This is a genomic window from Olleya sp. 1-3, assembly GCF_002836085.1.
Lineage (GTDB): Bacteria > Bacteroidota > Bacteroidia > Flavobacteriales > Flavobacteriaceae > Olleya > Olleya namhaensis.
The window spans coordinates 68251-95096 of the sequence record NZ_PJBW01000011.1 but is presented as its reverse complement, the minus strand read 5'-3'; the positions used below and the strand labels follow the sequence as shown (position 1 = coordinate 95096).

The 26846-nt window shown below is 33.8% G+C and carries 29 protein-coding genes; 16 read left to right on the top strand and 13 right to left on the bottom strand.

Annotated features, from left to right (window positions below):
- From CXF54_RS11935 to CXF54_RS11925, 3 genes are all read left to right on the top strand, one after another.
- A partial coding sequence (locus tag CXF54_RS11935; protein ID WP_198551064.1) for a collagen-like protein occupies nt 1-1148 on the top strand: 1148 nt, incomplete at its 5' end.
- Between the two features lie 12 nt (nt 1149-1160).
- Nucleotides 1161-2168 carry a hypothetical protein gene (locus tag CXF54_RS11930; protein WP_101203708.1) on the top strand — a complete coding sequence of 336 codons (1008 nt, stop codon included), beginning with the start codon at nt 1161-1163 and terminating at the stop codon, nt 2166-2168.
- A gap of 3 nt (nt 2169-2171) precedes the next feature.
- Entirely contained in the window at nt 2172-3311 is a 1140-nt protein-coding gene (locus tag CXF54_RS11925) for a gliding motility-associated C-terminal domain-containing protein (protein WP_101203707.1), read from the top strand.
- Nucleotides 3312-3314: 3 nt separating this feature from the next.
- Here CXF54_RS11925 and CXF54_RS11920 read toward each other — a convergent pair whose 3' ends face one another.
- Nucleotides 3315-3758 carry a GNAT family N-acetyltransferase gene (locus CXF54_RS11920; protein ID WP_317044444.1) on the bottom strand — a complete coding sequence of 148 codons (444 nt, stop codon included), beginning with the start codon at nt 3756-3758 and terminating at the stop codon, nt 3315-3317.
- Nucleotides 3759-3830: 72 nt separating this feature from the next.
- Between CXF54_RS11920 and CXF54_RS11915 the strand changes: the two genes are divergently transcribed.
- The 5 genes from CXF54_RS11915 (at nt 3831) to CXF54_RS11895 (ending at nt 8170) form a co-directional block, all read left to right on the top strand.
- Nucleotides 3831-4283 (top strand): GNAT family N-acetyltransferase, encoded by a 453-nt coding sequence (locus tag CXF54_RS11915; RefSeq protein WP_157823441.1) that lies wholly within the window; start codon nt 3831-3833, stop codon nt 4281-4283.
- Nucleotides 4280-5008: a M15 family metallopeptidase gene (locus tag CXF54_RS11910; RefSeq protein ID WP_101203704.1), complete on the top strand. Its 729-nt coding sequence runs from the start codon at nt 4280-4282 to the stop codon at nt 5006-5008. Before CXF54_RS11915 ends, CXF54_RS11910 begins: the two co-directional genes overlap by 4 nt.
- Before the next feature lie 27 nt (nt 5009-5035).
- Nucleotides 5036-5800: a M48 family metalloprotease gene (locus tag CXF54_RS11905; RefSeq protein WP_101203703.1), complete on the top strand. Its 765-nt coding sequence runs from the start codon at nt 5036-5038 to the stop codon at nt 5798-5800.
- 80 nt (nt 5801-5880) lie between these two features.
- The gene (gene gpmI / locus CXF54_RS11900) at nt 5881-7398 is read left to right on the top strand and encodes a 2,3-bisphosphoglycerate-independent phosphoglycerate mutase (protein ID WP_101203702.1); all 1518 of its coding nucleotides are present in this window, start codon (nt 5881-5883) and stop codon (nt 7396-7398) included.
- A gap of 370 nt (nt 7399-7768) precedes the next feature.
- Complete coding sequence (locus CXF54_RS11895; RefSeq protein WP_101203701.1) at nt 7769-8170, top strand: BT0820 family HAD-type phosphatase; 402 nt, start codon at nt 7769-7771, stop codon at nt 8168-8170.
- A 3-nt stretch (nt 8171-8173) separates the two neighbouring features.
- Here the strand turns inward: CXF54_RS11895 and CXF54_RS11890 are convergent, their stop codons facing one another.
- Complete coding sequence (locus CXF54_RS11890; RefSeq protein ID WP_101203700.1) at nt 8174-9445, bottom strand: acetyl-CoA hydrolase/transferase family protein; 1272 nt, start codon at nt 9443-9445, stop codon at nt 8174-8176.
- 121 nt (nt 9446-9566) lie between these two features.
- Here CXF54_RS11890 and map point away from each other — a divergent pair, with 121 nt between their 5' ends.
- Genes map through CXF54_RS11870 form a run of 4 tightly spaced genes read left to right on the top strand, consistent with a single transcriptional unit; the run spans nt 9567 to nt 12343 of the window.
- Nucleotides 9567-10385, top strand: a complete 819-nt coding sequence (gene map / locus CXF54_RS11885; RefSeq protein ID WP_090841978.1) for a type I methionyl aminopeptidase — start codon at nt 9567-9569, stop codon at nt 10383-10385.
- A 9-nt stretch (nt 10386-10394) separates the two neighbouring features.
- On the top strand, nt 10395-11174 hold the full coding sequence (locus CXF54_RS11880) for a DUF3050 domain-containing protein (RefSeq protein ID WP_101203699.1): 780 nt from the start codon (nt 10395-10397) through the stop codon (nt 11172-11174).
- 5 nt (nt 11175-11179) lie between these two features.
- A complete protein-coding gene (locus CXF54_RS11875) occupies nt 11180-11953 on the top strand; it encodes a class I SAM-dependent methyltransferase (RefSeq protein ID WP_090841945.1) in 774 nt (257 codons plus the stop codon).
- A gap of 21 nt (nt 11954-11974) precedes the next feature.
- A complete protein-coding gene (locus CXF54_RS11870) occupies nt 11975-12343 on the top strand; it encodes a DUF423 domain-containing protein (protein ID WP_101203698.1) in 369 nt (122 codons plus the stop codon).
- A 2-nt stretch (nt 12344-12345) separates the two neighbouring features.
- Here the strand turns inward: CXF54_RS11870 and CXF54_RS11865 are convergent, their stop codons facing one another.
- From CXF54_RS11865 to CXF54_RS11825, 9 genes are all read right to left on the bottom strand, one after another.
- Complete coding sequence (locus CXF54_RS11865) at nt 12346-13329, bottom strand: FAD:protein FMN transferase (protein ID WP_101203697.1); 984 nt, start codon at nt 13327-13329, stop codon at nt 12346-12348.
- Between the two features lie 56 nt (nt 13330-13385).
- Nucleotides 13386-13763: a Na(+)-translocating NADH-quinone reductase subunit F gene (locus CXF54_RS11860; RefSeq protein WP_090841938.1), complete on the bottom strand. Its 378-nt coding sequence runs from the start codon at nt 13761-13763 to the stop codon at nt 13386-13388.
- Nucleotides 13764-13816: 53 nt separating this feature from the next.
- Nucleotides 13817-14683 (bottom strand): DUF4846 domain-containing protein, encoded by an 867-nt coding sequence (locus CXF54_RS11855; protein WP_101203696.1) that lies wholly within the window; start codon nt 14681-14683, stop codon nt 13817-13819.
- Between the two features lie 87 nt (nt 14684-14770).
- Nucleotides 14771-16084 (bottom strand): NADH:ubiquinone reductase (Na(+)-transporting) subunit F, encoded by a 1314-nt coding sequence (gene nqrF, locus CXF54_RS11850; protein WP_101203695.1) that lies wholly within the window; start codon nt 16082-16084, stop codon nt 14771-14773.
- A 1-nt stretch (nt 16085) separates the two neighbouring features.
- The gene (gene nqrE, locus CXF54_RS11845; protein WP_177183547.1) at nt 16086-16799 is read right to left on the bottom strand and encodes an NADH:ubiquinone reductase (Na(+)-transporting) subunit E; all 714 of its coding nucleotides are present in this window, start codon (nt 16797-16799) and stop codon (nt 16086-16088) included.
- Nucleotides 16800-16806: 7 nt separating this feature from the next.
- Entirely contained in the window at nt 16807-17451 is a 645-nt protein-coding gene (locus CXF54_RS11840) for an NADH:ubiquinone reductase (Na(+)-transporting) subunit D (protein WP_090841930.1), read from the bottom strand.
- Between the two features lie 2 nt (nt 17452-17453).
- Entirely contained in the window at nt 17454-18215 is a 762-nt protein-coding gene (locus tag CXF54_RS11835) for a Na(+)-translocating NADH-quinone reductase subunit C (protein WP_101203694.1), read from the bottom strand.
- Nucleotides 18216-18217: 2 nt separating this feature from the next.
- Nucleotides 18218-19432, bottom strand: coding sequence for an NADH:ubiquinone reductase (Na(+)-transporting) subunit B (locus CXF54_RS11830; RefSeq protein ID WP_090841926.1), 1215 nt, complete (start codon nt 19430-19432; stop codon nt 18218-18220).
- On the bottom strand, nt 19432-20787 hold the full coding sequence (locus CXF54_RS11825) for a Na(+)-translocating NADH-quinone reductase subunit A (protein ID WP_101203693.1): 1356 nt from the start codon (nt 20785-20787) through the stop codon (nt 19432-19434). Before CXF54_RS11825 ends, CXF54_RS11830 begins: the two co-directional genes overlap by 1 nt.
- 193 nt (nt 20788-20980) lie before the next feature.
- On the opposite strand from CXF54_RS11825, the gene CXF54_RS11820 reads away from it, so the two are divergent.
- The 3 genes from CXF54_RS11820 (at nt 20981) to pruA (ending at nt 24485) form a co-directional block, all read left to right on the top strand.
- Nucleotides 20981-22231, top strand: coding sequence for a type IX secretion system plug protein domain-containing protein (locus tag CXF54_RS11820; protein ID WP_101203692.1), 1251 nt, complete (start codon nt 20981-20983; stop codon nt 22229-22231).
- Nucleotides 22232-22316: 85 nt separating this feature from the next.
- Nucleotides 22317-22703, top strand: a complete 387-nt coding sequence (gene apaG / locus CXF54_RS11815) for a Co2+/Mg2+ efflux protein ApaG (protein ID WP_090841920.1) — start codon at nt 22317-22319, stop codon at nt 22701-22703.
- 153 nt (nt 22704-22856) lie between these two features.
- The gene (pruA, locus tag CXF54_RS11810; protein WP_101203691.1) at nt 22857-24485 is read left to right on the top strand and encodes an L-glutamate gamma-semialdehyde dehydrogenase; all 1629 of its coding nucleotides are present in this window, start codon (nt 22857-22859) and stop codon (nt 24483-24485) included.
- 85 nt (nt 24486-24570) lie between these two features.
- On the opposite strand, the gene gldC is transcribed toward pruA, so the two are convergent.
- Complete coding sequence (gene gldC, locus CXF54_RS11805) at nt 24571-24903, bottom strand: gliding motility protein GldC (RefSeq protein WP_090841916.1); 333 nt, start codon at nt 24901-24903, stop codon at nt 24571-24573.
- Nucleotides 24903-25865, bottom strand: coding sequence for a gliding motility lipoprotein GldB (gldB, locus tag CXF54_RS11800; RefSeq protein ID WP_101203690.1), 963 nt, complete (start codon nt 25863-25865; stop codon nt 24903-24905). The genes gldC and gldB overlap by 1 nt, the downstream gene beginning before the upstream one ends.
- Before the next feature lie 91 nt (nt 25866-25956).
- On the opposite strand from gldB, the gene nadE reads away from it, so the two are divergent.
- Nucleotides 25957-26745, top strand: coding sequence for an NAD(+) synthase (gene nadE, locus CXF54_RS11795; RefSeq protein WP_101203689.1), 789 nt, complete (start codon nt 25957-25959; stop codon nt 26743-26745).
- The last annotated feature ends 101 nt before the right edge of the window (nt 26746-26846 follow it).

Sequence of the window (26846 nt, the reverse complement as noted above, 5' to 3'; positions counted from 1 at the left end):
CTACTGCTATCGCTTTACCCGCAAATGTATTAACAACATTAGCAATCGGTACAGATGGAAATTCTCTAGATTATACAGATGAATTAGGTGTTGTAAATAATGTAGCACTTCCTGTAGGTTCTTCATTAACACAAGTGGTAACAGCTGGTAACGCTATTGCAACTCATGAAAGTACATCAGGCACCTCTACTGATATTTTAGAGACAGTTACAACATTTGTAGAAAACACAGACGGAACTGTAACGTACACCAACGAAAACAATGTAGCCACTACTGTTGGAATTATAGGACCACAAGGTCCTGCCGGAGCAGATGGTGAAACAGGCCCAGCTGGACCACCTGGCCTAAATGGAGCAAATGGTACTGACGGAGCGGATGGTGTCGACGGTGAATCACCTACTATCACGCTAGTAAAAGAAACAATTGGTATTGTTTTCGCTGCTGCACATACACAAGCTAATGGTACAAATTCATTTAATATTAACAGTAGTGTGACCAGAACTGCAACAGGAAGATATACCGTTGCTTTTACTACACCACATCCAAATGGAGCTAATTATGATATCGCTCTAGGGGTACAGGAAGATGATGTTAATCGTGACTCTAGATTAGCCTCTGTAGTAACAGGTACACAAACTGCAAATGGTTTTCAAGTAATGATTGCTACTGGAGACAACGGAACAACTGCAGATATATTGGTAGATGAAGTCTGGTATTTTAATACCTCAGCAACAAAAGAAGTTATAACAGATGTAATTGTTGCAAATGACGGAGGCTCAGGAGATACTGGATCGACAAATACTGCAACCCCGACAGGAACATTAACTACTAGTCTTGTATCTGATAATTTTCAAGATGGTAATAGCAACGCTCCTTTTGACCTTCAGATAAGAAATAATTCAGGTACGACCTTTACTAATGGATATCAAATATTATTAGACAATGTACCATATTCAAGCATCCCAAATTTAAACTTAGGAGATCACACTTTAACAATAAATGACAATGGAGACGGTACGTATGACTACTTATTTTCTTATACTAATTCTGTTGCAGCTTGGGCGAGTGTCCCTAACATCACTGGAGGTTTACCTGTACCAGCAGGAACAGGAAGCTCTTGTGGATGTGTAACATTTTACAGTAACTAAAAAACAATAAACATGAAATCATTTAAAATAATTTTTATAGTCACTTGTTGTTTTCTTATCCAAACAGCACGCGCTCAAACACCAACCGGTGCTGAAATGCTAGGATTAAATAACGTACCTACTTCTGAACTAAGTAATGTTACTGGACCAATAATTGGAAGTTTATTATTTAATCCTACAGATCAAAATGTGTACATGTATACAACTGCAGGATGGACAACCATTAACAACGCTAATGATTTAGATGGAGATACCACTAATGAATTAAATACAACTGTCGTTCTAAATGGAACAAATCTAGAAACTACAGATGCTGGAGGCACAATTACAACAAACTTAGCATCATTGACCTCTACAGTATCACCAGTAGTTACATCAGGAAACACCATTGCAACACATACTAGCGGTACGACAACTACAAACATAACAGAAAGTAATACGTCACTTGTTCAAAACGCTACTAGTGCAACCGGTGAAATAACTTACACTAATGAATCTGGAATTGCTAATACAGCACAAGTCATTGCTGCAGAAACTAACAACCAAATAGAGGTTGGTGCAAATGGAGGAGCCTATCTAGGACCTACAGTTTACACTGGTTCCTTTATTATTACCGCAACTGGTAACCAAGCTATAACAGGTTTACCATTTGAGCCATCTTCTATCACATTTGTAGCACACGCTAATGTAGAAACTTTAAACTTAGATTCTGATAATGGTGTAGGTAACAACAATACGGGGTTAGCAAACTCTTATGGAACTATGAATGGGTTTGCTCGTAATGATTCAGGGACAACAACTCAACAGGTTATCTATGTTGGTGGTAGTGGTAATTCTATTAATGACATTTCTAGATATGCCTCTAGCTCAAATTGTATTGGATTAAGATATGGAAATCAAAATGGTGACGCTTTAGGAAGAACTTTAGCAAGTCTTTCGTCCTTTGATACAACTGGATTTACAATTAATGTAAGCACTAAAGCTGATAACGTAGTTGTATTATACACTGCTTATAAATAATGTATGAATAAATTAATATATATACTATCCTTTCTGGTATTCCAAGTTAGTTTTGCACAAGATGCTTTTCATAATTTTGGTAATGTCCAAATACATGATCAAGGTGCTATGGGATTTCATCTTGATTTACAAAATGATGGAATGTTTAACCAAAATCTAGGTTTAGCCGGGTTTTATAACGACATAGGTTCAATAACTATTTTTGGAACAGAAATACCTAAATTTTTTGACATGGAAATTGCAGTAGATAACCACCTGTTTTTAGAGATTAATACTGAAATAACTAACGGTGTCGATTATTTGATCGGTGATGTTGTTACTCCTAGACTAACACCTTCAATCTCTTTAGACTATCTTAACAGTGCTATCTACACTCTTGAAGACGACCTTAGAAACGTAGACGGTTATGCATCCGCAACCAGCGATCAATCATTTGTTTTCCCTATTGGTCAAGACGATAAATTTAGACCGCTAATCACACCAGCCCAACCTAGTGTTGTAAGATTTAGTGCTGCCTATTTTAATGAAGACCCTAACTTCCCTTCTACTTTTACAAATACATTTGACACTTCTATTTCTGAAGGTATAATTAATCAAGTAAACACAGAAGAATTTTGGGATTTTGACGGAGTCGATCAAACTTATGTAACCTTAACTTGGGACCCAGATAGTCAGATTGACAATTTAGTTGATGATTTAATGAATTTAAGAGTTGTTGGTTGGAGTAAAACCGAAAACAAATGGTTAGATCTTGGAAACTCGTCAATAACAGGAGACTTAAGTACAGGTACAATCAGCTCAATTGAATTTATTCCTGCAGATTACGAAATAATAACTTTTGGAGCTTTAATAGGAAGCAGTGGTTTAACTATTTATAATGGAATTAGCCCAAATAACGATGGACTAAATGATGTTTTTGTTATTGAAGGTGTAGAGCTATTTAATAATACTTTAGAAATTTATAACCGTTGGGGAAGAATTGTATACGATGCCGAAAATTATGATAACACGTTTGGCGGTGTATCAAACAAAACAGTTGTTGGTACCCAAGGTGAAAAACTTCCTGTAGGAACTTATTTTTACGTATTAAAGTTGACAGAAGAAGACAAAGCATATTCTGGTTGGATATACATTACGTATTAAATCTTATAAGGTTTTATAAAAATGATACCCATAAATTTCAAATCCTTCGTTGTAATAAAACTTATGCGAAGGATAGTTTTGAACATAGGTATTTAATTCTGAGGTATTACAGCCCTTACTTTCTGCGTAAGCATACAGCCATTTAAAAAACTGTTTTCCCAAACCTTTTCCTTGGTACTCTGCTTCAATGTAAATATGGTCAATTTCCATACTTTTACCAGCATAATGTCTCGTCTGAAACCACATACCAGAAATACCAATTAACACATCGCCATCGTAAACACCTGCGCACTCATAATTTTGAGCAACCATTTCGGCAAAACGTTCTATTAAAATAGCGTCTGAGTTTTTATTATTAGTTAATTTCTGAATCAAAGGAATGATACAATTAATATTATCCTTTTCAATTAATTTAAAGCTGAAAGACATTGCAATTATTTTGTTCAAAATTAGTTAATTTTGAAACATCATTTTTATAATAAATATAGTTTTAACACTATGCACAATAATTTAAACCACATGCAAAATAAAGATATTGTCATCAAACCAATACTAGGCATTGACACTATTCCTGTTAGACATGCTGTTTTACGTCAAGGCAAACCTATTAATGCTTGTGTACTTCCTCAAGATGATTTAGATACCACCTTTCATTTTGGATTATATTACAAAAATCAATTAGTAGGTGTTTGTACATTAGTTACTGACCAATCGCCTTTATTTAGTGATGCCAATCAATACAGACTGCGTGCTATGGGTATTTTAGAACAACACCAAGGGTTACACTTTGGAAAACAACTTTTAACGCATGGTGTCGACTTTCTAAAAACAAAAAATATAGATCGCCTATGGTTTAATGCAAGGTTAGTTGCTCTAAACTTTTACAAAAACAACGGTTTTGAAACTATTGGCAACCAATTTGACATCCCCGATGTTGGCCCTCACTATACGATGCATAAATCATTAAAATGAAAAAAAATAACATCATAAAATATGTCCTTACCACCTGCTTTGTAATTGCTACACTAGCACAATACGCATTTAACCTACCCCCTATTTCGGATCAAGAATTAATAGGTCAAGGTAGCCCGCAACTATTTGGTAAAGATTACAAATTAAGAGCAGAAGCACATACTGCTTTTATAAATATGCAAACAGCTGCTTTAAAAGACGGTATAAGTATTGGCGCGGTATCAAGCTATAGAAGCTTTGCACATCAACAACGCATATGGGAACGTAAGTTTAAGAGCAATAAAGCAAAAGGATTATCCGATCTTGCTAATATTAAAAAAATAATAGAATACTCTACAATCCCAGGGACTTCTCGTCACCATTGGGGGACAGATATTGACATCTATCAAACAAACGTAAAGCAACCTAAAAACGTCTTGTTACCTAAAAATTTCCACGCTAATGGCCCATATTGTAAGCTTAAAGAATGGATGGATACAAACGCAGCAACATATGGTTTTTATCTAGTATACACGGATAATGCTAACCGTAAAGGTTTTAAATATGAACCTTGGCACTTTAGCTATAAAGCACTTTCGTCAGATTATTTAAACACTTACAGAACATTAAACATTTCTGAAATATTAAAAAAAGAAGCCTTGTCTGGAAGTGCTTCTTTTTCAGAATCATTTATAAATCAGTACATCAACCAAAATATTTTAGATATTAACCCAGAACTTTTGTAAATTGGAATATTAACAACTTTAATTAAAATGAGAGGAAATTTAAAAGGACGATTATTAATAGGTTTATGTATAGCTGCTTTTTTTGGCTTTAAATACTGCAGTCAGCAAGAAATAAACCCATATACAGGAAAAAAACAAGCCATATCAATGACTACCGATCAAGAAATCCAAATGGGTTTACAAAGTCGTGATCAAATGGCAGCGCAACATGGCGGTTTATATCCAAATGAGAATTACCAAGCACTAGTAGACAACGTAGGTAACAAACTTGTAAATAATAGTATTGCTAAAGAGACGCCATATAGATATGAGTTTCATTTATTAGCAGACCCAAATGCCATAAATGCTTTTGCATTGCCAGGAGGTCAAATTTTTATAACATACGCCTTATACTCTCAGTTAGAAAACGAGGATCAATTAGCAGGTGTTTTAGGACACGAAATAGGACATGTATTAGGAAAGCATAGTGCTGAGCGTATAGCTAACTCTGAGCTATGGCAAGGACTATCTACAGCGGGATCTGTAGGTGCAGATGCTGGTGGTTTTATACAACAGTACGGAATGACAAAATTATTGACTAATGGTCGTGATGACGAGTTAGAAAGTGATGATTTAGGAGTCAGATTTATGCTTCGTGCTGGATACAATCCTGAAGAAATGATTAAAGTTATGGAAATCTTAAAACGTGCGGCTGGACCAAACAGACAACCAGAAATGCAGAGTACGCATCCAGACCCAGATAACCGTATTGAACATATCAGAGAGTCTATTAAAAAGTACAGTATTAACTAAATCGTTATCGTAAACAAACCTAAAAGTCCTGCAATTGCAGGACTTTTGTTTTTATATTTGTGTAAACAAAATCTAATAAAATGAACAAAAAAGTAATATTAATGATTTTAGATGGTTGGGGAAAATCCCCTGACCCAAAAGTCTCTGCCATAGATAATGCTAACACACCTTTTATAGATAGTTTATACCACAATTATCCAAATGCACAGCTTCGCACAGATGGCTTACACGTTGGCTTACCAGAAGGTCAAATGGGTAATAGTGAAGTAGGACACATGAATCTTGGTGCGGGACGAATTGTCTATCAAGATTTGGCTAAAATCAACCTAGCTATTGATAATAATACACTTGCAAAAGAACACGTATTACAAGATGCTTTTAGCTATGCTAAAGCGAATAATAAAAATATTCATTTTTTAGGATTATTAAGTGATGGTGGCGTTCATTCTCACATTAATCACCTGAAAGGATTAATTGATGCTACTGAAGCTTCTGGTATAGAAAACGCTTATATCCATGCCTTTACAGATGGTCGTGATGTCGATCCAAAATCTGGAAAAGGTTTTGTTCAAGATATAGAAACTTTCACTAAAAATAAAAACACAAAATTAGCTAGTTTAACCGGACGTTACTATGCAATGGACCGTGATAATCGTTGGGAACGTATTAAATTAGCATACGATGCTTTAGTTAATGGTACAGGCGAATTATCTAATAATTTACCACAAAGTGTGCAAAACCATTATGATGCTGATATTACAGACGAATTTATAAAGCCAATCATAAAATCGAATGCTGAAGGGCTTCCGTTAACAACCATTAAAGAAGACGACGTTGTTATCTTTTTTAACTTCAGGACAGATCGTGGACGCGAATTAACAGATGCTTTATATCAAAATGATCATCACGAACAAAATATGCATAAATTGAATTTGTACTACGTGACAATGACAAATTATGGTGATGCTTTTACAGGAATTCATGTCGTGTTTGATAAAGATAATATTACAGAAACCTTAGGTGAGGTTTTAGAAAAAAACAATAAAACACAAATACGAATTGCCGAAACTGAAAAATATCCTCACGTAACATTTTTCTTTTCAGGTGGACAAGAAACACCTTTTAAAGGTGAAAGTCGCATCTTAAAAAATTCGCCTAAAGTTGCAACTTATGACTTAAAACCGGAAATGTCTGCGTTTGAATTAACGGATGCTTTAGTCCCAGAATTAGAAAAAGAAACTACGGATTTTGTTTGTTTAAATTTTGCGAACGGTGATATGGTAGGCCATACAGGATCAATGCCTGCAGCAATACAAGCTTGCGAAGTTGTTGATAAATGTGTAGAACAAGTCGTGACTACTGCTTTAGCACATGGTTATACAACACTATTAATTGCTGACCATGGTAATTGCGAAACAATGATTAACCCTGATGGATCTCCAAATACAGCACATACAACTAATCCAGTTCCACTTATTTTAATTGATAAAGAATTAAAAACAATTAAAGATGGTGTTTTAGGTGATATGGCTCCAACAATATTAAAATTAATGGGAGTAGAACAACCTAAAGCAATGACTTGTCATAGCTTAGTGTAACACTAATTAAATATCAAAAAACGTTCTATTGTAATCAATAGGACGTTTTTTTTGTTTCATAAATAAGATACTCAAACAAACAATTATAAATCTTTCAACTAGCTTAATGCCTCTTGCTTTTTATTTCTTTTAAAGTGAAATAAAATTCATTCACCAATTAAAATAAAACAAGAACAAATAACAACCCTATTTATAACACAACAATGTTTTATACGACCGTCCGTTCGAGTGCTTTTTGAGGCACGAAAAAAGTGTATCGAGAACTCCCTCCGTAATCACTATAATTTCTATTATATTTAATGTACACCTATAAAACAGCCCTTTAGTTTATCAATAATTATTGTATTTTTGAATTCAATTTTTATATAAAATGAAGCTTTCTAAAGGACTTATAATTGCAGTAGATTTTGACGGTACCATCGTAGAAGACGGGTATCCAGGCATTGGACAAGAACGTCTTTTTGCTTTCGAAACCTTAAAACGCCTGCAAGCTGACGGTCATCGCTTAATTTTATGGACCTATAGACATGGAAAAAAATTAGACGAAGCTGTAACTTACTGTCAAGATAATGGAATTACCTTCTATGCTGTAAACCAAAGTTTTCCTGAAGAAGACTTTAAAAACGATGTTAGCAGAAAAATCCACGCAGACCTATTTATAGACGACCGTAATATTGGTGGTATTTTAGGTTGGGGAGCTATCTATCAGATGTTAACTAATGACACTCCCCAACTACCAAAACCAAAGAAAAAAAGCTGGTTTAAGTTTTAATTACTAATATTTTATCAAATCAAAGTACTGCCTATCCACTAGTTCTCTATGATCTGGATGCGCAATATTAACTAATGCTTTTACACGCTCTTTAATTGTTTTCCCAAATAAATTAGCCACACCATATTCTGTTACTACATAATGCACGTGTGATCGTGTTGTAACCACGCCAGCTCCGGGTTTTAATGTTGGCACAATTCTGCTAATTCCTTTTCTAGTTACAGATGGTAATGCAATAATTGCTTTACCGCCTTCGCTTAAAGAAGCCCCTCTAATAAAATCCATTTGTCCTCCTACTCCAGAGTACATATGCGCACCAATACTATCGGCACAAACTTGACCTGTAACATCAACTTCTATGGCACTATTAATAGCAACCATTTTAGGGTTCTGTTTAATAATAGATACATCGTTTGTATAATTTGATGCTCTCATTTCAACAAAAGGATTATCATCTACATAATCATATAAACGTTGCGACCCCACTAAAAAAGTAGATAACGCGCGCCCTCTATTAATTGCTTTATAGTTTCCGTTTATTACATTTTTTAAAATTAAATCAATAACGCCATCAGAAAACATTTCGGTATGTAACCCTAAATCTTTATGATTTACTAATCTAGTTAGCACAGCATTTGGTATAGATCCAATCCCCATTTGTAGTGTACTTCTATCTTCAATTAAATTAGCAACATAATCACCAATAGTATTTTCAATAGCTGTAGGAGCTACCATATCATGACCCGGTAAAGGCTGATGACTTTCTACAAACGTATTAATCTCGGACACATGGATAATACCCGCACCATGGGTTCTTGGCATAAAAATATTAACCTGAGCAATTACCGTTGTTGCATTGTCAATTGCTGCTAAAGTAGCTTCAACAGAAACACCTAATGAGCAATACCCATGTTTATCGGGTACGGACACATGTATAAAAGCAACATCAATGTCAATAATATTACGTTTAAATAACACTGGTAATTCACTTAAAAAAACAGGCGTATAAGAGCCATTCCCTGCTCTTAAAGTATGTCTTACATTTTTACCTATAAAAAAGGAATTAACATGAAAACTATCCTTTAATTCCGGATTAGCATAAGGTGCTTCTCCTTCTGTATGTAAATGACAAACTTCAACATGACGTAACTCTTCATGTCTTTTAGTCATGGCTTGAATTAAAGATTGAGGCGCTGCTGCTGCTGCCTGAATATAAACACGATCATTAGATTTTATAACTTTTACAGCTTCATCTGCAGTAACTGGTGAAAACATAATTTTAATTTTTAGAGAACAAAAATAATACTAAGAAATACTTTAAAACCTGCTAAATGTCATGTCTTCAAAATTTAAAAAGCAGTTTATTTTAAGTATATTTGCACATATTTTTTTAACCATGATTATAGTAAAAACAAAAGAAGAAATAGAATTAATGCGCGAAGCAGCATTAGTTGTTTCTAAAACATTAGGTGAAGTTGCAAAAGCTGTAAAACCAGGTGTTACCACTTTACAATTAGATAAAATTGCCGAAGAACATATTAGAGATTTAGGTGCTGTACCAGGATTTTTAGGGTTGTATGACTTTCCTAACACCTTATGTATGAGCCCAAATTCTCAAGTTGTGCATGGAATACCAAATAATACTCCTTTAGAAAACGGAGACATTATATCAATTGACTGTGGTTCTATTTTAAATGGTTATTATGGTGATCATGCTTACACTTTTGCTGTAGGTGAGATTGATCCAGAAACAGAAAAATTACTTCAAGTCACTAAAGAATCTTTATACATGGGTATTAAAGAACTTAAAGTTGGTAATCGCGTTGGAGATGTTGGTTATGCGATACAAAAATATTGCGAAGATCATGGCTATGGCGTTGTACGCGAATTAGTAGGTCATGGTTTAGGTACTAAAATGCACGAAGATCCAGAAATGCCAAACTATGGTAAACGTGGTCGTGGTAAAAAGTTTATCGAAGGTATGGTTGTGGCTATTGAGCCTATGATTAACCTTGGAACGCAACGCATCAAACAACACAGAGATGGCTGGACAATTACGACTTTAGATGGTAAACCAAGTGCACATTTTGAGCATGACGTTGCTATTGTAGATGGTAAACCTGAGTTATTATCAACCTTTGCATATATCTATGATGCATTAGGTATTGTTAGCAATGAAGAAGATGAGTTTAGACAAAAGGCATTAGTATTATAAATTATAAAGATGTCCATTAGCCATTTAGAAGATCAACTTCAGCCATTAAGACAAGCATTAAATAAACACAAGTTATATTCTGTTTTAACAAACATTGAAGATGTAAAGCTATTTATGGAACAGCATGTTTTTGCTGTTTGGGATTTTATGTCGCTACTAAAAGCGCTTCAAAATAAATTAACAACGACAACATTACCATGGGTTCCTGTTGTAAATCCATCCACTGCTAGATTTATAAATGAAATAGTTTTAGGTGAAGAAAGTGATATCAATGAGTTAGGCGAAGCAAAAAGCCACTTTGAAATGTATCTAGAAGCTATGCAACAAATAGAAGCTAATACAGTTCAAATACACCATTTAATATCTTATTTACAACAAGGTTTTTCAATTAACGAGGCTTTAAATAAAATCGAGTTAAATCCTGAAACTTTAGAGTTTGTATTATTTACATTCAAAATAATTGAAACAAATCAAGTGCATAAAATAGCTGCTGCATTTACTTTTGGTCGTGAAGATGTTATTCCTGATATGTTTTTTCAGATTATAAATCAATCTAAAGCAGATCAAAATACCTTTAGCAAACTAACCTATTATCTAAATCGCCATATCGAGTTAGATGGTGATGAGCATGGTCCATTATCTTTAAAAATGATAGAAGAACTTTGTGGTAATGATACTATTAAATGGAGTGAGGTTTTAGAAGTCTCTAAACAAGCATTACAGTATCGCATAGCATTATGGGATGGTATTTATAAATTAATAACAGTAAACTTAGCTATTGAAGCTTAAAACTTTTGAAAAAAATATTCAAATTAATATTAAATAGCATTCCAAGACCTTTATTAATAAGGTTAAGCTACGTTGCGCGACCTATTTTAGCATTCTTTTTAAAAGGAAATACATATACCGACCCTATAGATGGTAAAAGTTTTAAGAGCTTTTTATCTTATGGTTATGGGACACAACGTGATAATGTATTATCGCCTTCTACTTTAAGTTTGGAGCGTCACAGATTATTGTGGTTGTATTTACAAAACGAAACTAGCTTTTTTACGCCATCGGAAAACAAAAAAAAGGTGCTTCATTTTGCGCCAGAACAATGTTTTTTAAAACGTTTTAGAGCTTTAGAAAATATAGACTACACAACTACAGATTTATTATCACCAATTGCAGACGTCAAAGCAGACATCTGTAATCTTCCATTTGAGGATAATAGTTATGATATTATTTTATGTAATCACGTATTAGAGCATATTCCTGATGACACTAAAGCCATGCAAGAATTATTTCGTGTCATGAAACCAGGAGGTTATGGCGTATTTCAAATTCCGCAGGATATACGTAGACAAACTACTTTTGAAGACAATACAATTACAGATAAAAAGGAACGCGCCAAAATATTTGGCCAATACGATCATGTACGTGTGTATGGATACGACTACTTTAATAAACTAAGAGACATTGGTTTTATGGTTAATGAAGTTGATTATACGGCTAAACTTTCCGCGGAAGCGATAAAAAAATACTGCTTAGCTCCAGGAGAAATTATACCTGTAGTTTACAAATAACATAAGTTAATCCCCTATTTAATGACCTCACAAATATTAATTGCAACAGGAGCCCTTTTTGGGATGTTATCTGTTATTTTTGGTGCTTTTGGAGCACATGCTTTAAAAAAGATTTTATCTACAGATCAATTACATAGCTTTGAAGTAGGTGTCAAATACCAAATGTATCACGCTATAGTTTTAATAGCTTTAGGTTATGGACAAGGACCTATGAGTGCTGCTATTTACTGGTGTTTTGTTATTGGTATACTACTCTTCTCGTTTAGTATATATGGACTAGTTTTATCCGACGCTAAGGGCAAAAAATTAAAATTTCTAGGACCAATAACGCCACTTGGAGGTTTATTATTAGTAACAGGTTGGTTACTAGTATTGGTTAATGCGTTTTAAATTTAATTAGTTTTAAAACCATTAAAGACCAAGGTTTCCAGTTGATTTTTATCATTCTCGAAAATAAGATAAGCTTGTAACTCTGGATGCTTTGCCATAAAATTGTCCACTTTTTTAATTCCCATGGCTTGGAAAGCAGTTGCATATCCATCTGCCATCATACAATTATCAGCAATAACGGATACACTTAAAATATTTGTCTTAGACGGATAACCAGTTTTGGTGTTGATAATATGTGCATATTTATTACCAAATTTATCTATTTTAAATTTACGATATGTACCAGAAGTCGCCATAGCCTTATCTTCTAGCACTAGTGTTTTATTATAACTTTGAGAACCATCAAAATTAGGGTTTTCAATACCTACAGTCCATCCTTTGTTTTTATTAAGGTTAACACCTTTGGCTCTTAACTCTCCCCCAATATCAACAAGATAATTATTGATTTTTTTAGACTCTAAAAAATCTGCGATAACATCTACCCCATACCCCTTAGCAATGGCATTAAAATCTATAAAAGAAGCCTCTGGCTTTTTAATAGTATTATTTACTAAACCTACCCTGTTAAGTCCAACAAAACGCATTAAACTATCCACTTTTATGCTATCTAAGGCGGTTTTACTTGTTTCAGACCCAAAATTCCATCCGTTTACTAATTGTCCTATAGTAGGATCAAAAACACCTTCTGTCTCTCTATAAATTTGCTTGGCACCTTTAAAAACAGTTTTAAAATGGTTATCGACTTCAATTACCTCATTTCTATTCAATTTTGAAATATCAGAATTCGACTGATAATTAGACATTGAAGTATTAATAACCGTAAATAAACTATCAAATTGTTGTGTATAACTTACCCCATCAACATCGTAATATTGCACACTATAACTGGTACCAAAAACAGGTCCTGACACTTTTAATAATTGAGGTTGTTTTTGACAAGATAAACAAACACTAAAAATTAAAAATACAAGTATATACTTTTTCATAAGAAGGAAGATTACTACCCTAAATAGGGAAAATAGTTAGTTTAATAAAGGAGATATTAATTCAAATTAGTTTCAATTAATTGAATTCCGTTATACTCAATAAGATATTCCTCATTTAAGTAAATAGGCAAATCATCGCCATTTGGATTTCCTAAACCAACGCCGGCATATAAGATTTTAGAATTATGCTCTGTTGCATGCTTTTTAAAAGATTCCATCCAAACAATATCATAATTATTGGCATTAGCGGGTAGCAAAACAGCACGGACAATAACAAAAAAGTACTGCTTGTTTTTATCCATGACCACAAATTGTGGCTGCTTTTTTAACTGACTATTAATAGCAATAAATTCAAAACCACGTTTCTCTAGGTCTTTACCTACGTGATTCATTGCCAGATTATGTAATTCTTGTTTAGAAAGTGCTTTACTCATACTGCAAAAATAAAGTTTATTTCGCTTTCGCGGAAAAAAAGCCGGATAACAAATTACTTAAATCTTGCAAATTTAGAGTTATAGAAGGTGAAATTGGACACCGGGATTACAGCATTAAGTTTTAAATCATACCAAGGCGATAAGGCATTATCCTCCAAATTTTTAACTAAATGAACACTTTGAGCTGGTGTATTACCTTGAATTAGTAAAAATAAGTTTTCGCCCTTATTATTAGTTACTTGATCCGCCAACATAACAATATGACCAGGACTACCACCTAAAATAAGCATATCACCTATTTGTAGCGCTTCAACATTAGTTATAGTCTTCAATTCTTGATACAAAGACAATGTACCAGAATAGGTATAAATTAGGTTTAAATATTTGTAGAAATTAGATTTACTATAATCTGATGTAGCAGTTTTATGAAACGTCACTTTATTACCATTTATTTTAGGTCTAAAACCCTTGGCGTATTTACTCCAAGAACAATAGTGTCCTGACGTGAAATTAAAGCCTATTTCGTCCTTCCTATTATTGTCCCAAAGGTATTCGCTTCTTATTCTAATTAAAGCATCTGCGCACTGCTGTAAACCATTTTTAGGTACAGGCACTTCTAGTATACCAATATGTCCTTTCTGCCAATAATACTCAGAAGCATCGTAATTTATAATCTTACTACCAAACGGTTTTAATTTATAATGCCTTATATAATCCTGAAAACTTCCTTTAGCATAGGTTGCGCGTCTAAATCCTTTTGGAGCATTAACACGCGACGCGATGGTTAAACTATCTTTATTAACCGTCGAAATACTTTTAGAAATGGTACTAACCAATTGATTAATTGGTTGCGGACTAAGTTTATAAACCAATAAGATTAATGTTGTAATAATTAAAACAATAAGGGCAACTTTTCTCATATCTAATTACAACGAAAAAGCCTAATACTTTCGTATTAGGCTTTTACATATTAAGATATATTTATAATAACTTTAAGAAATCAATTTCTATCCTCCAAAGTCATCAAATCTGATGTTTTCATCATCAATACCAAAATCTTCTCCCATTTTTTGAACCGCTTGGTTCATTAATGGCGGTCCACAGAAGTATAATTCGATATCTTCAGGAGCTTCATGTTTAGATAAATACTGATCAATAACTACTTGGTGAATAAATCCTGTAAATCCATCTCCAGACTCGTCATGGATATCCGATTTCAATGTCCAATTATCAGCTTCTGTTGGATCTGATAATGCAATAAAGAATTTGAAGTTCGGGAAATCTTTTTCTAATGCTCTAAAGTAATGGATGTAGAATAATTCTGCTTTAGAACGTCCACCGTACCAATATGTTACTTTTCTTCCTGTTTTAATAGTTCTAAATAATTCATATAAATGAGAACGCATTGGTGCCATACCAGCTCCACCACCTACATAAAGCATTTCTGCTTCAGAGTCATTTATAAAGAATTCACCGTAAGGTCCAGAAATTGTTACTTTGTCTCCAACTTTTTGATTAAAGATATAAGACGATGCTACTCCTGGATTTACATCCATCCATCCACCTTTAGCACGATCAAAAGGAGGTGTTGCAACACGTACATTAAGCATAATTCTTCTACCTTCGGCAGGATAAGAAGCCATAGAGTAAGCTCTTTCAACTAACTCGGCATTCTTCATTACTAAAGGTCTTAACCCAAACTTATCCCAATCTGCTTCAAACTTATCAGGCTCTTCTGGGTGATCTTCAGGATGCGCACTAATATCCATTTCTGAATATTTAATTTCGCAATTAGGAATTTCAATTTGAATATACCCTCCAGCTTTATAGTTCATATCCTCAGGGATCTCCACTACAAACTCTTTAATAAAGGTTGCTACGTTGTAATTAGACACTACTGTTGCTTCCCATTTTTTAATTCCGAAAACTTCTTCCGGAATAGTAATCTCCATATCTTGTTTCACCTTTACTTGACAAGACAGACGCGCACCATGTGCTAATTCTTTTCTTGAAAAGTGAGGCGTTTCAGTTGGTAATGCTTCTCCACCACCAGATAAAACGTGACACTCGCATTGAATACAAGTTCCACCTCCACCACAAGCAGATGGTAAAAATATTTTATTACTACCTAATGTAGATAATAATGATCCTCCTGAAGATACTTCAATTTCTCTCTCACCATTAATCAAGATTTTTACTGGTCCTGATGGTGATAATTTTTGTTTTACAAAAAGTAGTAAACTTACTAATACTAGCGTAATAAGTAAAAACGCTACTACAGTTACTATTACTGTTCCTCCTGTTCCTGCTGCTAAAATCATATTACTCTACTATTTTAGTATTGTTAGCTAATTCTTTTTTATCCACAGACAACGTTTTTACTTCAGTTGTCGTTTCTTTTTTAGGTGCTTCTTCGTCTCCTCCAGTTAACATCCCTCCAAAACTTAAAAATCCAATTCCCATTAACCCTGTAATGATAAATGTGATTCCTAATCCTCTTAAAGGTGCTGGTACATTACTGTATCTAATTTTTTCTCTAATTGCTGCAATAGCAAGAATTGCTAAAAACCAACCAATACCTGAAGAGACACCATAATTAAATGCTAAACCTAATGTTTCAATTTCTCTAGATTGCATAAATAATGACCCTCCTAAAATGGCACAGTTTACTGCAATAAGTGGTAAGAAAATACCTAAAGAGTTATATAGTGATGGTGAAAACTTCTCTACCACTATCTCTACTAATTGTACCATTGTTGCAATGGTAGCAATAAACATGATAAATGATAAGAAACTTAAATCATAATCTACATATTCTGCACCTAACCAAGATAATGCTCCTGGTTGTAAAATGTATTGATCCAATAACCAGTTTAATGGTACTGTAATAGCTAATACAAATATTACTGCTGCTCCTAAACCAACAGCTGTTGCTACTTTTTTAGATACTGCAAGGTAAGAGCACATTCCTAAGAATACTGCAAATACCATGTTGTCTATAAAAATCGACTTGAAAAATAATTCTAAATGTTCCATAATATTTTTAGTCTTCGATTAATGCTTTGTTTCTACTACGTTGTACCCAAATGATAAGTCCAACAATTATTAATGCCATTGGAGGCATTAACATAAATCCGTTGTTTTCGTATCCTAAAGAATACACTCCTGTTTTCTCGATTGGATCTCCTAATACTGGAATTCCGAAAAGTGTACCAGAACCTAAAAGTTCTCTAAAAAATCCAACGATTAAAAGGATAAGTGCATACCCTAAAGCATTACCTATTCCATCAAGGAATGATCTCCATGGTTTGTTTGCTAAAGCAAAAGCTTCAAAACGTCCCATAATAATACAGTTAGTAATAATTAATCCAACAAATACGGACAATGTTTTACTTAACTCATAAGCAAAAGCTTTTAGTACTTGATCTACTATAATTACTAAAGCAGCAACTACAATAAGTTGAACAATAATTCTAATTTTAGAAGGTATGATGTTTCTCATTAAAGAGATTACCACGTTACCAATTCCTAATACAAACATTACAGCAATACCCATTACCAACGACGCTTTTAACTCTGCGGTAATAGCTAAAGCAGAACAAATACCTAATACCTGAATAGTAATCGGGTTATTATCTGCTAAAGGATCTGTTATTAACTTTGCGTCTTTTTTTGAAAGTAGTCCCATAATTAATTGCTAGCTAGTTTTTTTAAGTTCTCGAAATACGGTTGGTATAACTTTAAATCTTTTTTAATCATTGCAGATACACCATCTCCTGTAATAGTTGCTCCTGCTAATGCATCAACTTCGTAATCGTCTTTAATTAAATTTTTAGGATCATTATTACCTTTAGCAACAGTAATACCTTTAAAGGCTCCTGCGTCTGTTAGTAGTTTTTCACCATAAAAATCATCCATAAAGTAACGTTGTTTAATGTTAGCTCCTAAACCTGGTGTTTCACCTGCGTGATCAAAGAACGTTCCTTGAACAACCATGTTTTCGTCTAAAGCAACATAACCCCAAATAGCATCCCAAAGTCCTTTACCTCTTATTGGCGCGATATAAAATGTTTTACCATCTTTTACACCAACAAATAAAGGCAAACGCCTTGTTCCTCCATTTTTAGCTTTTGCTTGTTCTTTTTTAACATCAATTAAGTATGCTTCTTTATCTTCTTTAACTACACCGTCTTCAATTACTAATTGTTTAGTGATGTATTTTGAGAAATCTCCAGCAACTTTATCAGTAGATACAAAAGTGATATCTCCATCACCTTCATTACCATTAACTCCCATAGCATACAGAATGTTCTGTTGCTTTTCCATTCTTCTGTTTTCAGCAATATTTGGTTTTAATGTTGCTGCTGTAAAAGCCAATAAAGACCCTACAACTAGTACCATTACAATTGCAAATATTACGGTATATGAATTCTTATCTGTGTTCATTGCCATGATTATGCTGTTTTAACTTTTAAACGTTTCATTCTGCGTTTTACGTTTCCTTGTATTACGTAATGGTCAATAGTTGGTGCAAAGACATTCATTAATAGAATAGCTAAAAATACACCTTCTGGATATGCTGGGTTAAATACACGGATCATTATTGAAATAAAACCGATTAAAAATCCATAAATCCATTTACCTTTATTTGTTTGAGATGCAGTTACTGGATCTGTTGCCATGTATACGGCTCCAAATAAGATACTACCAATTATTAAATGTTGCCAGAAAGGCACATTCATTAATCCATAAAACTTACTAGATTCTCCAATCCATTCTGCTGATACAACACCATTAAATATTAATCCCATTGTAAGCGCTCCAATTAAAGTAGACACTATAATTCTCCAGCTTCCTACCTTTGAAAAGATTAAAAACAATGCCCCAAGAATAATTAACAATTTAGAAGTTTCTCCAACTGATCCTGGAATAAAACCAAAAAACATATCCATGTAATCAATACCGGCTAAACTACTGTTTTGAGCATACGCACCAAGCAATGTTTCTCCAGAAATAGCATCTGCTGTTCCTGCACGCTCTACTGCTTCGTGTACCCAAACTTTATCTCCTGACATCCAAGTTGGATATGCAAAGAATAAGAAAGCACGTATCGTTAATGCTGGGTTTAGAATATTCATTCCTGTACCACCAAATACTTCTTTACCAATCACAACACCAAAAATTACTGCAACAGATAACATCCATAAAGGAATATCAACTGGTACAATTAATGGCACTAACATCCCGGTAACTAAATAACCTTCTTCTACTTCGTGACCTTTAATTACTGCAAAAATAAATTCTACAATAAGACCAACTCCATAGGATACAATTACCAATGGTAATACTGTCCATGCCCCAACAACAAAGTTATCCCAAGTCAAGAAGTTTGCAAATAAAGATGCTTCTCTTGTTAAACCTGCTGCAGCGTCAATAGCTGCATAATGTTGGTAACCTGCATTAAAAATACCAAAAATCAAACATGGCACTAAAGCCATAATTACGATGTTCATGGTACGTTTTAAATCATCTGCTGCCTTAATGTGCGTTCCACCATGAGTGGTTTCATTTGGCAAGTATAAAAAAGTATGAATCGCGTTAAACGCAGGAGCCATCTTGGTTCCTTTATACTTTTCTTTTAAATTATGTAAATTACTTTTTAAGCCCATTATCCTATCTCTTTAAGCATTAAGTCTAATCCTTCTCTAATTATCTTCTGGTGTGGTTGTTTAGAAACACAAACAAATTCTGTCAAAGCAAAATCTTCTGGTGCAACTTCATACATACCTAAAGCTTCCATTTCGTCTAAATCCTTATACATACAAGATTTTAAAATCTGCATTGGAAAGATATCTAAAGGAAATACTTCTTCATAATTACCTGTAATAACAAAAGCACGGTGCTCTCCATTAGTATTGGTATTTAAGTCAAACTTTTTGTTTGGTGTTAACCAAGAAAAAGTTAGTGCTCTTGAAGTTGATACTTTATTAAAAACTGGTTTATTCCATCCAAAAAACTCATAATCATCTCCTTCAGGAATTACAGTAATTGTGTTACTATAATAATCTAAATAACCATCTGGCTTAACTTGTTTTCCTGATAATACATTACCAGAAATCACACGGTCATTACCATCTTTGTCTACACCGTTATCATAAATCATGGTTGCTATTTCGCTTCCTAATTTAGTTTTAAAATAACGAGGCTTTTTAACTGAAGACCCAACTAAAGCAACTGTACGCTCTGCATTAAACTTACCAGTTAACAACAATTCTCCAATAATAACAAGGTCTTGAGCGTTTATAGTCCAAACTACCTCACCTTTATTTATTGGATCAATTTTGTTAATCTGTGTTCCTACATTTCCTGATGGATGCGGTCCAGAAACTTTGTGTAAAGTAATATTTGAAAGTCCTGCTAATGGCGAATTACCATTTTTTGCAATACTAACATGTACTTTACCGTCTGTTAATTTACTTAAAGCAGTAACTGCAGCTTGTAACTCGGCTTCTTTACCTTGTAACACATAATCTAAATCTGCTACTAAAGGCGCACTAGCGTAAGCTGATATAAATATCGCTTTAGGCTGGTTTGCTGGATTTGCAATAACATCATACGGACGTTGTTTTACAAATGCCCAACATCCTGACTCTAATAAACGTGATTTAATATCTTCCGCTTTCGCTGAATTTAAATCTAACTTACCATAGTCATGAAACGATTGTTCCTTGTCTGCTTTGATTTTTACTGAAAGTATTTTTCTTTTTTCACCACGAGCTATCTCAATAATCTCTCCTGAAACAGGAGACACAAATTTTACAGCTTCATTTGACTTGTCGTAAAAAACAGGCTCGCCCGCTTTTACTTTTGCGCCTTCTTTAGCTGCTAATTTTGGTGTAACTTGATGAAAATCTTCCGGTCGTATTGAATAGAAATTGCTAACAATAGCATTTTCGGTAGCCTTTTCGGCTGCTCCGACTAATTTAATATCCAGACCTTTTTTAATCTTAATGTCGTTTGACATATTATAAATCTATTGGTTAATAGTTATACTGATTGTGATTTTTATAGGCTTAAAAATCCGTGCAAAAATACAAATTAATAACAAAATTTCTTTGAGTAGAAGACTGTAGTTGCTTTATTTATAATTATTCTAAATAACAAAAATAACTTAGGCATAGATTTTGTTTATCTTTGTTATTCAAAATAGCCTATAAATGCCTATAAATATTAAACACTTTGTCATTGCGTTTCTAATTTTTACAACGGGGTTTTCTCAAGTTGAAGAAATCACACCTCCCGACTATATCAAAACTATTTATTTTAACGGAGGTACTTCAGAAAGTCAACTACCAATAATACAATTAGGAGAGACATTACTATTAGAATTTGATGCGTTAAACGGAGACGAGGAAGATTATTATTATAAAATAGAACACTATAATTTTGATTGGACACCCTCTATTTTAGTAGAATCAGAGTACATTGATGGCTTTGATGAGCAACGCATCAGAGACTACGACAACTCATTTAATACGCTACAAACGTTTTCTCACTACAAATTATCTATTCCCAATCAATTTACTAAAAGCATAAAAATTACAGGTAACTACCTGCTTACTATTTATGACGATTATGACGATGTTATTTTTACTAGAAAATTCATGGTTTATCAATCTCAAGCCAATGTAGGTATAGAAATTAAGCGCTCTAGAGATGTTTCTACCATTGCCGAAAAACAATCGGTAGACATTTCAATAAGCTCGGCACAACTACAATTTGTCAACCCAAAAGAAACCGTAAAAACGGTAATAATTCAGAATAACAACCTAAAATCTGCTATTACAGACTTAAAACCGCAATACATACTTGGTAATGAATTAAGCTACAGATATAATGAAGCCTCAAGTTTTTTGGGCGGCAATGAGTTTTTAAGCTTTGAAAACAAAGAAATTAGAGCTGCAAATACTGGTGTACAATACATAAGATTAGAAGATTTATATCAAACCTATCTGTACACCAACACCTCTCGTGCTAACCTAGAATACACTTATAACCCCGACCTTAACGGAAACTTTTTTATAAATGCTTTAAATTCTGATCAACCAGAAACGGAAGCAGATTATGCTTGGGTACACTTTGCTTTACAATACCCAAAACTAGAAGAAGGCCAAACCATACACGTCTATGGTAATTTTAATAATTATGCTATAGAACCTCAAACAGCCTTAGAATATTATGAAGGGGAAGATATTTACGCAACCGCTTTACAATTAAAACAAGGGTATTATAATTACAAATATGTAATAGTGGACCAAGACGGAACACTACAAGAACATACTATTGGTGGCAGTTTTTGGCAAACCGAAAACAACTACAAAGTATTAGTCTATTACAGAGCACTAGGCACTAGATATGACAAAATTATTGGCTTAGGCGAAGCTAACTCTGTTGGAATCACTAATTAATTGTTAAAAACAGCCTTACCTCTATAAATTATCACATTGTAACAAATAATTCATTATTTTTACAATAAGCAAATTGCTTAACACTATGGTTCAACAAGTTACAAGCGGGATTAAAATTACGGTAGAAACTAATTTTGAGGGCACATTTTATAAAAATTATAAAATCAACTTCGCTTTTGGTTACGTTGTTACTATCGAAAATCAAAGCAAAGACTCTGTGCAACTAAACGCTAGACACTGGATTATTTCTGATGCCTTAAATGATGAAGAAATAGTTTCTGGAGAAGGTGTTATTGGCCTAAAACCAGTATTACAACCTGGAGAATCCCACACCTATACTTCTGGATGCTTACTAACCTCTCCTTTTGGAGCGATGAAAGGGTATTATAGTATGGTAAACTTTACTACTACTAAAAAGTTTAATGTCGCTATTCCTAGTTTTAAATTAAGTGCTCCTTTTGCACTTAATTAATAGCACGGATCACTCCTCCTATTAATCTACTCTGTTATACTAAAAATGTAAATATTAAATTCTAATATTTTACAATTTTGCTAACACATATAACCCAACAAAAAATCGTAACTTTGTGCTTTAAATTTTCAAACTAAAAACACAACACTTATCATGGGAAAAGGATTTTTCAATGTACCAATTGCTGTTAACGAACCAGTAAGAGAATATGCTCCAGGCTGTCAATATCGTGAAGCAATAGCTAAGACATACAAAACAATGTACAAAAGCAACTTAGACGTGCCAATGTATATTAACGGAAAAGATGTAACAACTGGAAACACTAGAACAATGTCTCCTCCACATGATCATAAACATGTTGTTGGTCAATATCATTTAGCTGAGAAATCTCACGTAGACGAAGCTATTTCTACTGCTTTAGAAGCAAGAAAAAGCTGGTCTCAAGTGCCTTGGCAAGATCGTGCTGCTATCTTTTTAAAAGCTGCCGAATTAATTGCAGGTCCTTACAGAGCTAAGATTAATGCCGCAACTATGATTGCACAATCAAAAACCATTCATCAAGCAGAAATTGATGCATCATGTGAGCTAATAGACTTTTTACGTTTTAACGTACAGTTTATGACAGAAATGTATCATGAGCAACCACAAAGTACAAGTGGTGCTTGGAATAAAATAGAATACAGACCACTAGAAGGTTTTGTATACGCTGTATCTCCATTTAACTTTACTGCTATTGCTGGTAATCTACCTGCTTGTATGGCAATGATGGGGAATGTTGTTGTATGGAAGCCAAGTGATTCTCAAATATACTCTGCAAAAGTAATTATGGATGTATTTGAAGAAGCTGGTGTACCTGCAGGTGTTATCAATGTTGTATTTGGTGACCCAGTAATGATTACAGATACTGTATTAGCTAGCCCTGATTTTTCTGGTTTACACTTTACAGGTTCTACTTATGTATTTAAAGAATTATGGAAACAAATTGGAAACAATATCCATAACTACAAAACATATCCAAAAATTGTTGGAGAAACAGGTGGTAAGGATTTTATCGTTGCACACAAAACTGCTAATCCAAAACAAGTAGCAACAGCTATTACAAGAGGTGCTTTTGAATTTCAAGGTCAAAAATGTAGTGCTGCTTCTCGTGCTTACGTTTCAAAAAGTATTTGGAACGAAGTAAAAGAGCAAGTAATTGCAGATGTTAAGTCATTTAAAATGGGATCTCCGGAAGATATGGGTAACTTCATAACTGCTGTAATCCATGAAGGATCATTTGACAAATTAGCTAAATACATAGATCAAGCAAAAGCAGACAAAGGTGCTGACATTATTGTTGGTGGTGGACACGACAAAAGTAAGGGTTACTTTATAGAGCCTACTGTTATTGTTGCAGAAGATCCTAAATACACAACAATGTGTGATGAGTTATTTGGTCCTGTTATTACTATTTATGTGTTTGAAGATGACAACTATTCTGAAACATTAAAATTAGTAGACGAGACTAGTGATTATGCATTAACTGGTGCTATTTTAGCAAAAGACAGATATGCTGTTATCGAAGCAACTAAAGCTTTAGAAAACTGTGCTGGAAACTTCTATATTAACGATAAGCCAACAGGTGCTGTTGTAGGACAACAACCATTTGGAGGCGCAAGAGGTTCTGGAACAAATGACAAAGCAGGAAGTATCTTAAACTTACAACGTTGGGTATCTCCAAGAATGATTAAAGAAACATTTGTAACTCCAGTAGATTACAGATATCCTTTCTTAGGAGAATAGTATAACAACTATTTATAAACTAAAAAACGCGAACCAATGGTTCGCGTTTTTTTTGCTTTATTGTAAACTATAAAAAATAAGTCTACTACTTTTTAAGTTCTAATTTTTCGGCAAAATAGTCGCAAAAATCTTTCATTGTTGCCGTCATTTTCTCGTCTTGAGTTGCTCTATTAAAAGTATCACTCATTGCTACTAGGGTTTGATGAAAAAACACTTTCATTTCATCCACAGGCATATCTTTAGTCCATAAATCAATTCTTAAAGATTCTTGTGCTACATTATCCCAAACGGATAACATCATTGCTTTAGCTTCAGCATTTTTAATGCCTCCATCTTGTGCTGTCCAATTTAATTTTTCCGGCACTCTGTTTTCGTCTAACTCTACTTTTAAAGTTATTTCTGAGGTAATTTTAGCCATTACTGTCTTGGTTTATATTTAGATTTATTAAATACTGTTTGCGCTGGTGCATTAAGCAATTCTGCTAATGTCACATCGTTATTTTCCATGTATGCTTTTACAATTTGCCAACCTACAAACTGCCCTACTTTTCCTGGAGATTCGTTATCTATTTCTGCTAAGTAAAACTTAGAAAATGGTGCTGCATTAATAAAGCGATTAGGTAATTTTGAGTCCGTACTGTATAACAATTCTTTTTGTATAAAGTATTGCCACATTTGCTCTTGGTTAGCCGTAACCCAATCTAATTGAGCTTGTGTGTATCCTATTTTCTCTGCATCCGATTTAAAAGGAATAAGCTTGTCTTTGATATATAAAAGCTTTCCTGAGTACACCATTTCGTCTAATAGATTTTTTCTTTTTGCATTCGACACGTACTTTTTAGCATAAGCATCTGCTAAATCAACCACAATCTGTTCTGGTCGCATATTAGCTACAATGTAATTTTGAAGTCCTTCGTAAAAAAAATGATCACTCCCTAAATAGGTGTCCAACTCAATAACAGCAATAGTATCTGTAACTATAACTTTGTTTCTGTAATCAACATCCGATGTTGTTGTTATTACGCGAGGGGTTTTAAATGTTGGGAAGTAATATTTTAAAGATTGAAATAATTGTTTAATTTCCTCTTCTTCTTTTTTTAAATCAGGAAACTGTTTTATAGTTTCTTCATTTAATTGAAGCTGTAAAGTATCGCTCATTTTTCCTACCCAAAAGGCATCATCAAACTGACTAGGAAACATAAATGGAAATTCTGTCTTTAACTGATGTAAATCACCAGGCCTTGCTTCCGCGAAAGCGACATCAAAACGCGCAATATTAAGATTTACATCAATATTTGCGATTTGATCTGCATCCTTGTTATTATCTTGACAAGAAAACACTAAGAAAAATAATGATATAATTAAAATGGATACTCTCATAAAACTTAAGCGCTCTTAATTTTTATTACTAAAGGGTTTACTTTATTTTTGTTAGGCAAAGGTACTATTCTTTGTTTAAAATTCTTTGATTATGCAAACAGAAAAAGTTGTTAAACATATTGTAAAATGGTTAAAAGATTATGCTACTAACGCAAAAGTTAATGGTTTTGTTGTTGGGATTTCTGGCGGAATTGATAGCGCAGTAACCTCAACGCTTTGCGCAGAAACAGGTTTAAAGGTTTTATGTGTAGAAATGCCTATACATCAACCAGCTAGTCATGTCTCTAGAGGCCAAGAGCATATTGAGCAACTTAAAAAACGATATCCTAACGTTAGCGGTATTATATCTGACCTAACACCTGTTTTTGAAGAGTTTAAAACCGAAGTGTCTTTAGACGGGAAACAAGAAATTGTAGATATGGCTCTTGCCAATACACGTGCACGTTTACGTATGACAACCCTATATTACCATGCTGGATTACTAGGCTTACTAGTGGCAGGAACAGGGAACAAAGTAGAAGATTTTGGTGTTGGTTTTTACACAAAATATGGTGATGGCGGTGTGGATTTAAGTCCGATTGCAGATTTACTTAAAAGTGAAGTTTATACCCTTGCCGATTATTTAAAAGTACCAAGTTCTATAATCAATGCGGCACCTAGTGATGGGCTTTTTGGTGATGCTAGAAGTGACGAAGATCAAATTGGTGCATCTTACCCAGAATTAGAATGGGCAATGAAAATGAAAGACGAAGGAAAAACCGAAACAGACTTTTCTGGAAGAGAAAAAGAAGTATTTAAAATTTTTAAAAGATACAATACCAACAACTTACATAAAATGAACCCAATTCCGGTTTGCGAGATACCTAAAGATTTAATCTAAAAGTCTAAGCTAATAAAATTTTACATACCTTTACCATGCTATTATTATTTCTATAACTCGTGCTTTTTTTATTTAAAAGGAGCACCTTAAAAACTAATTGA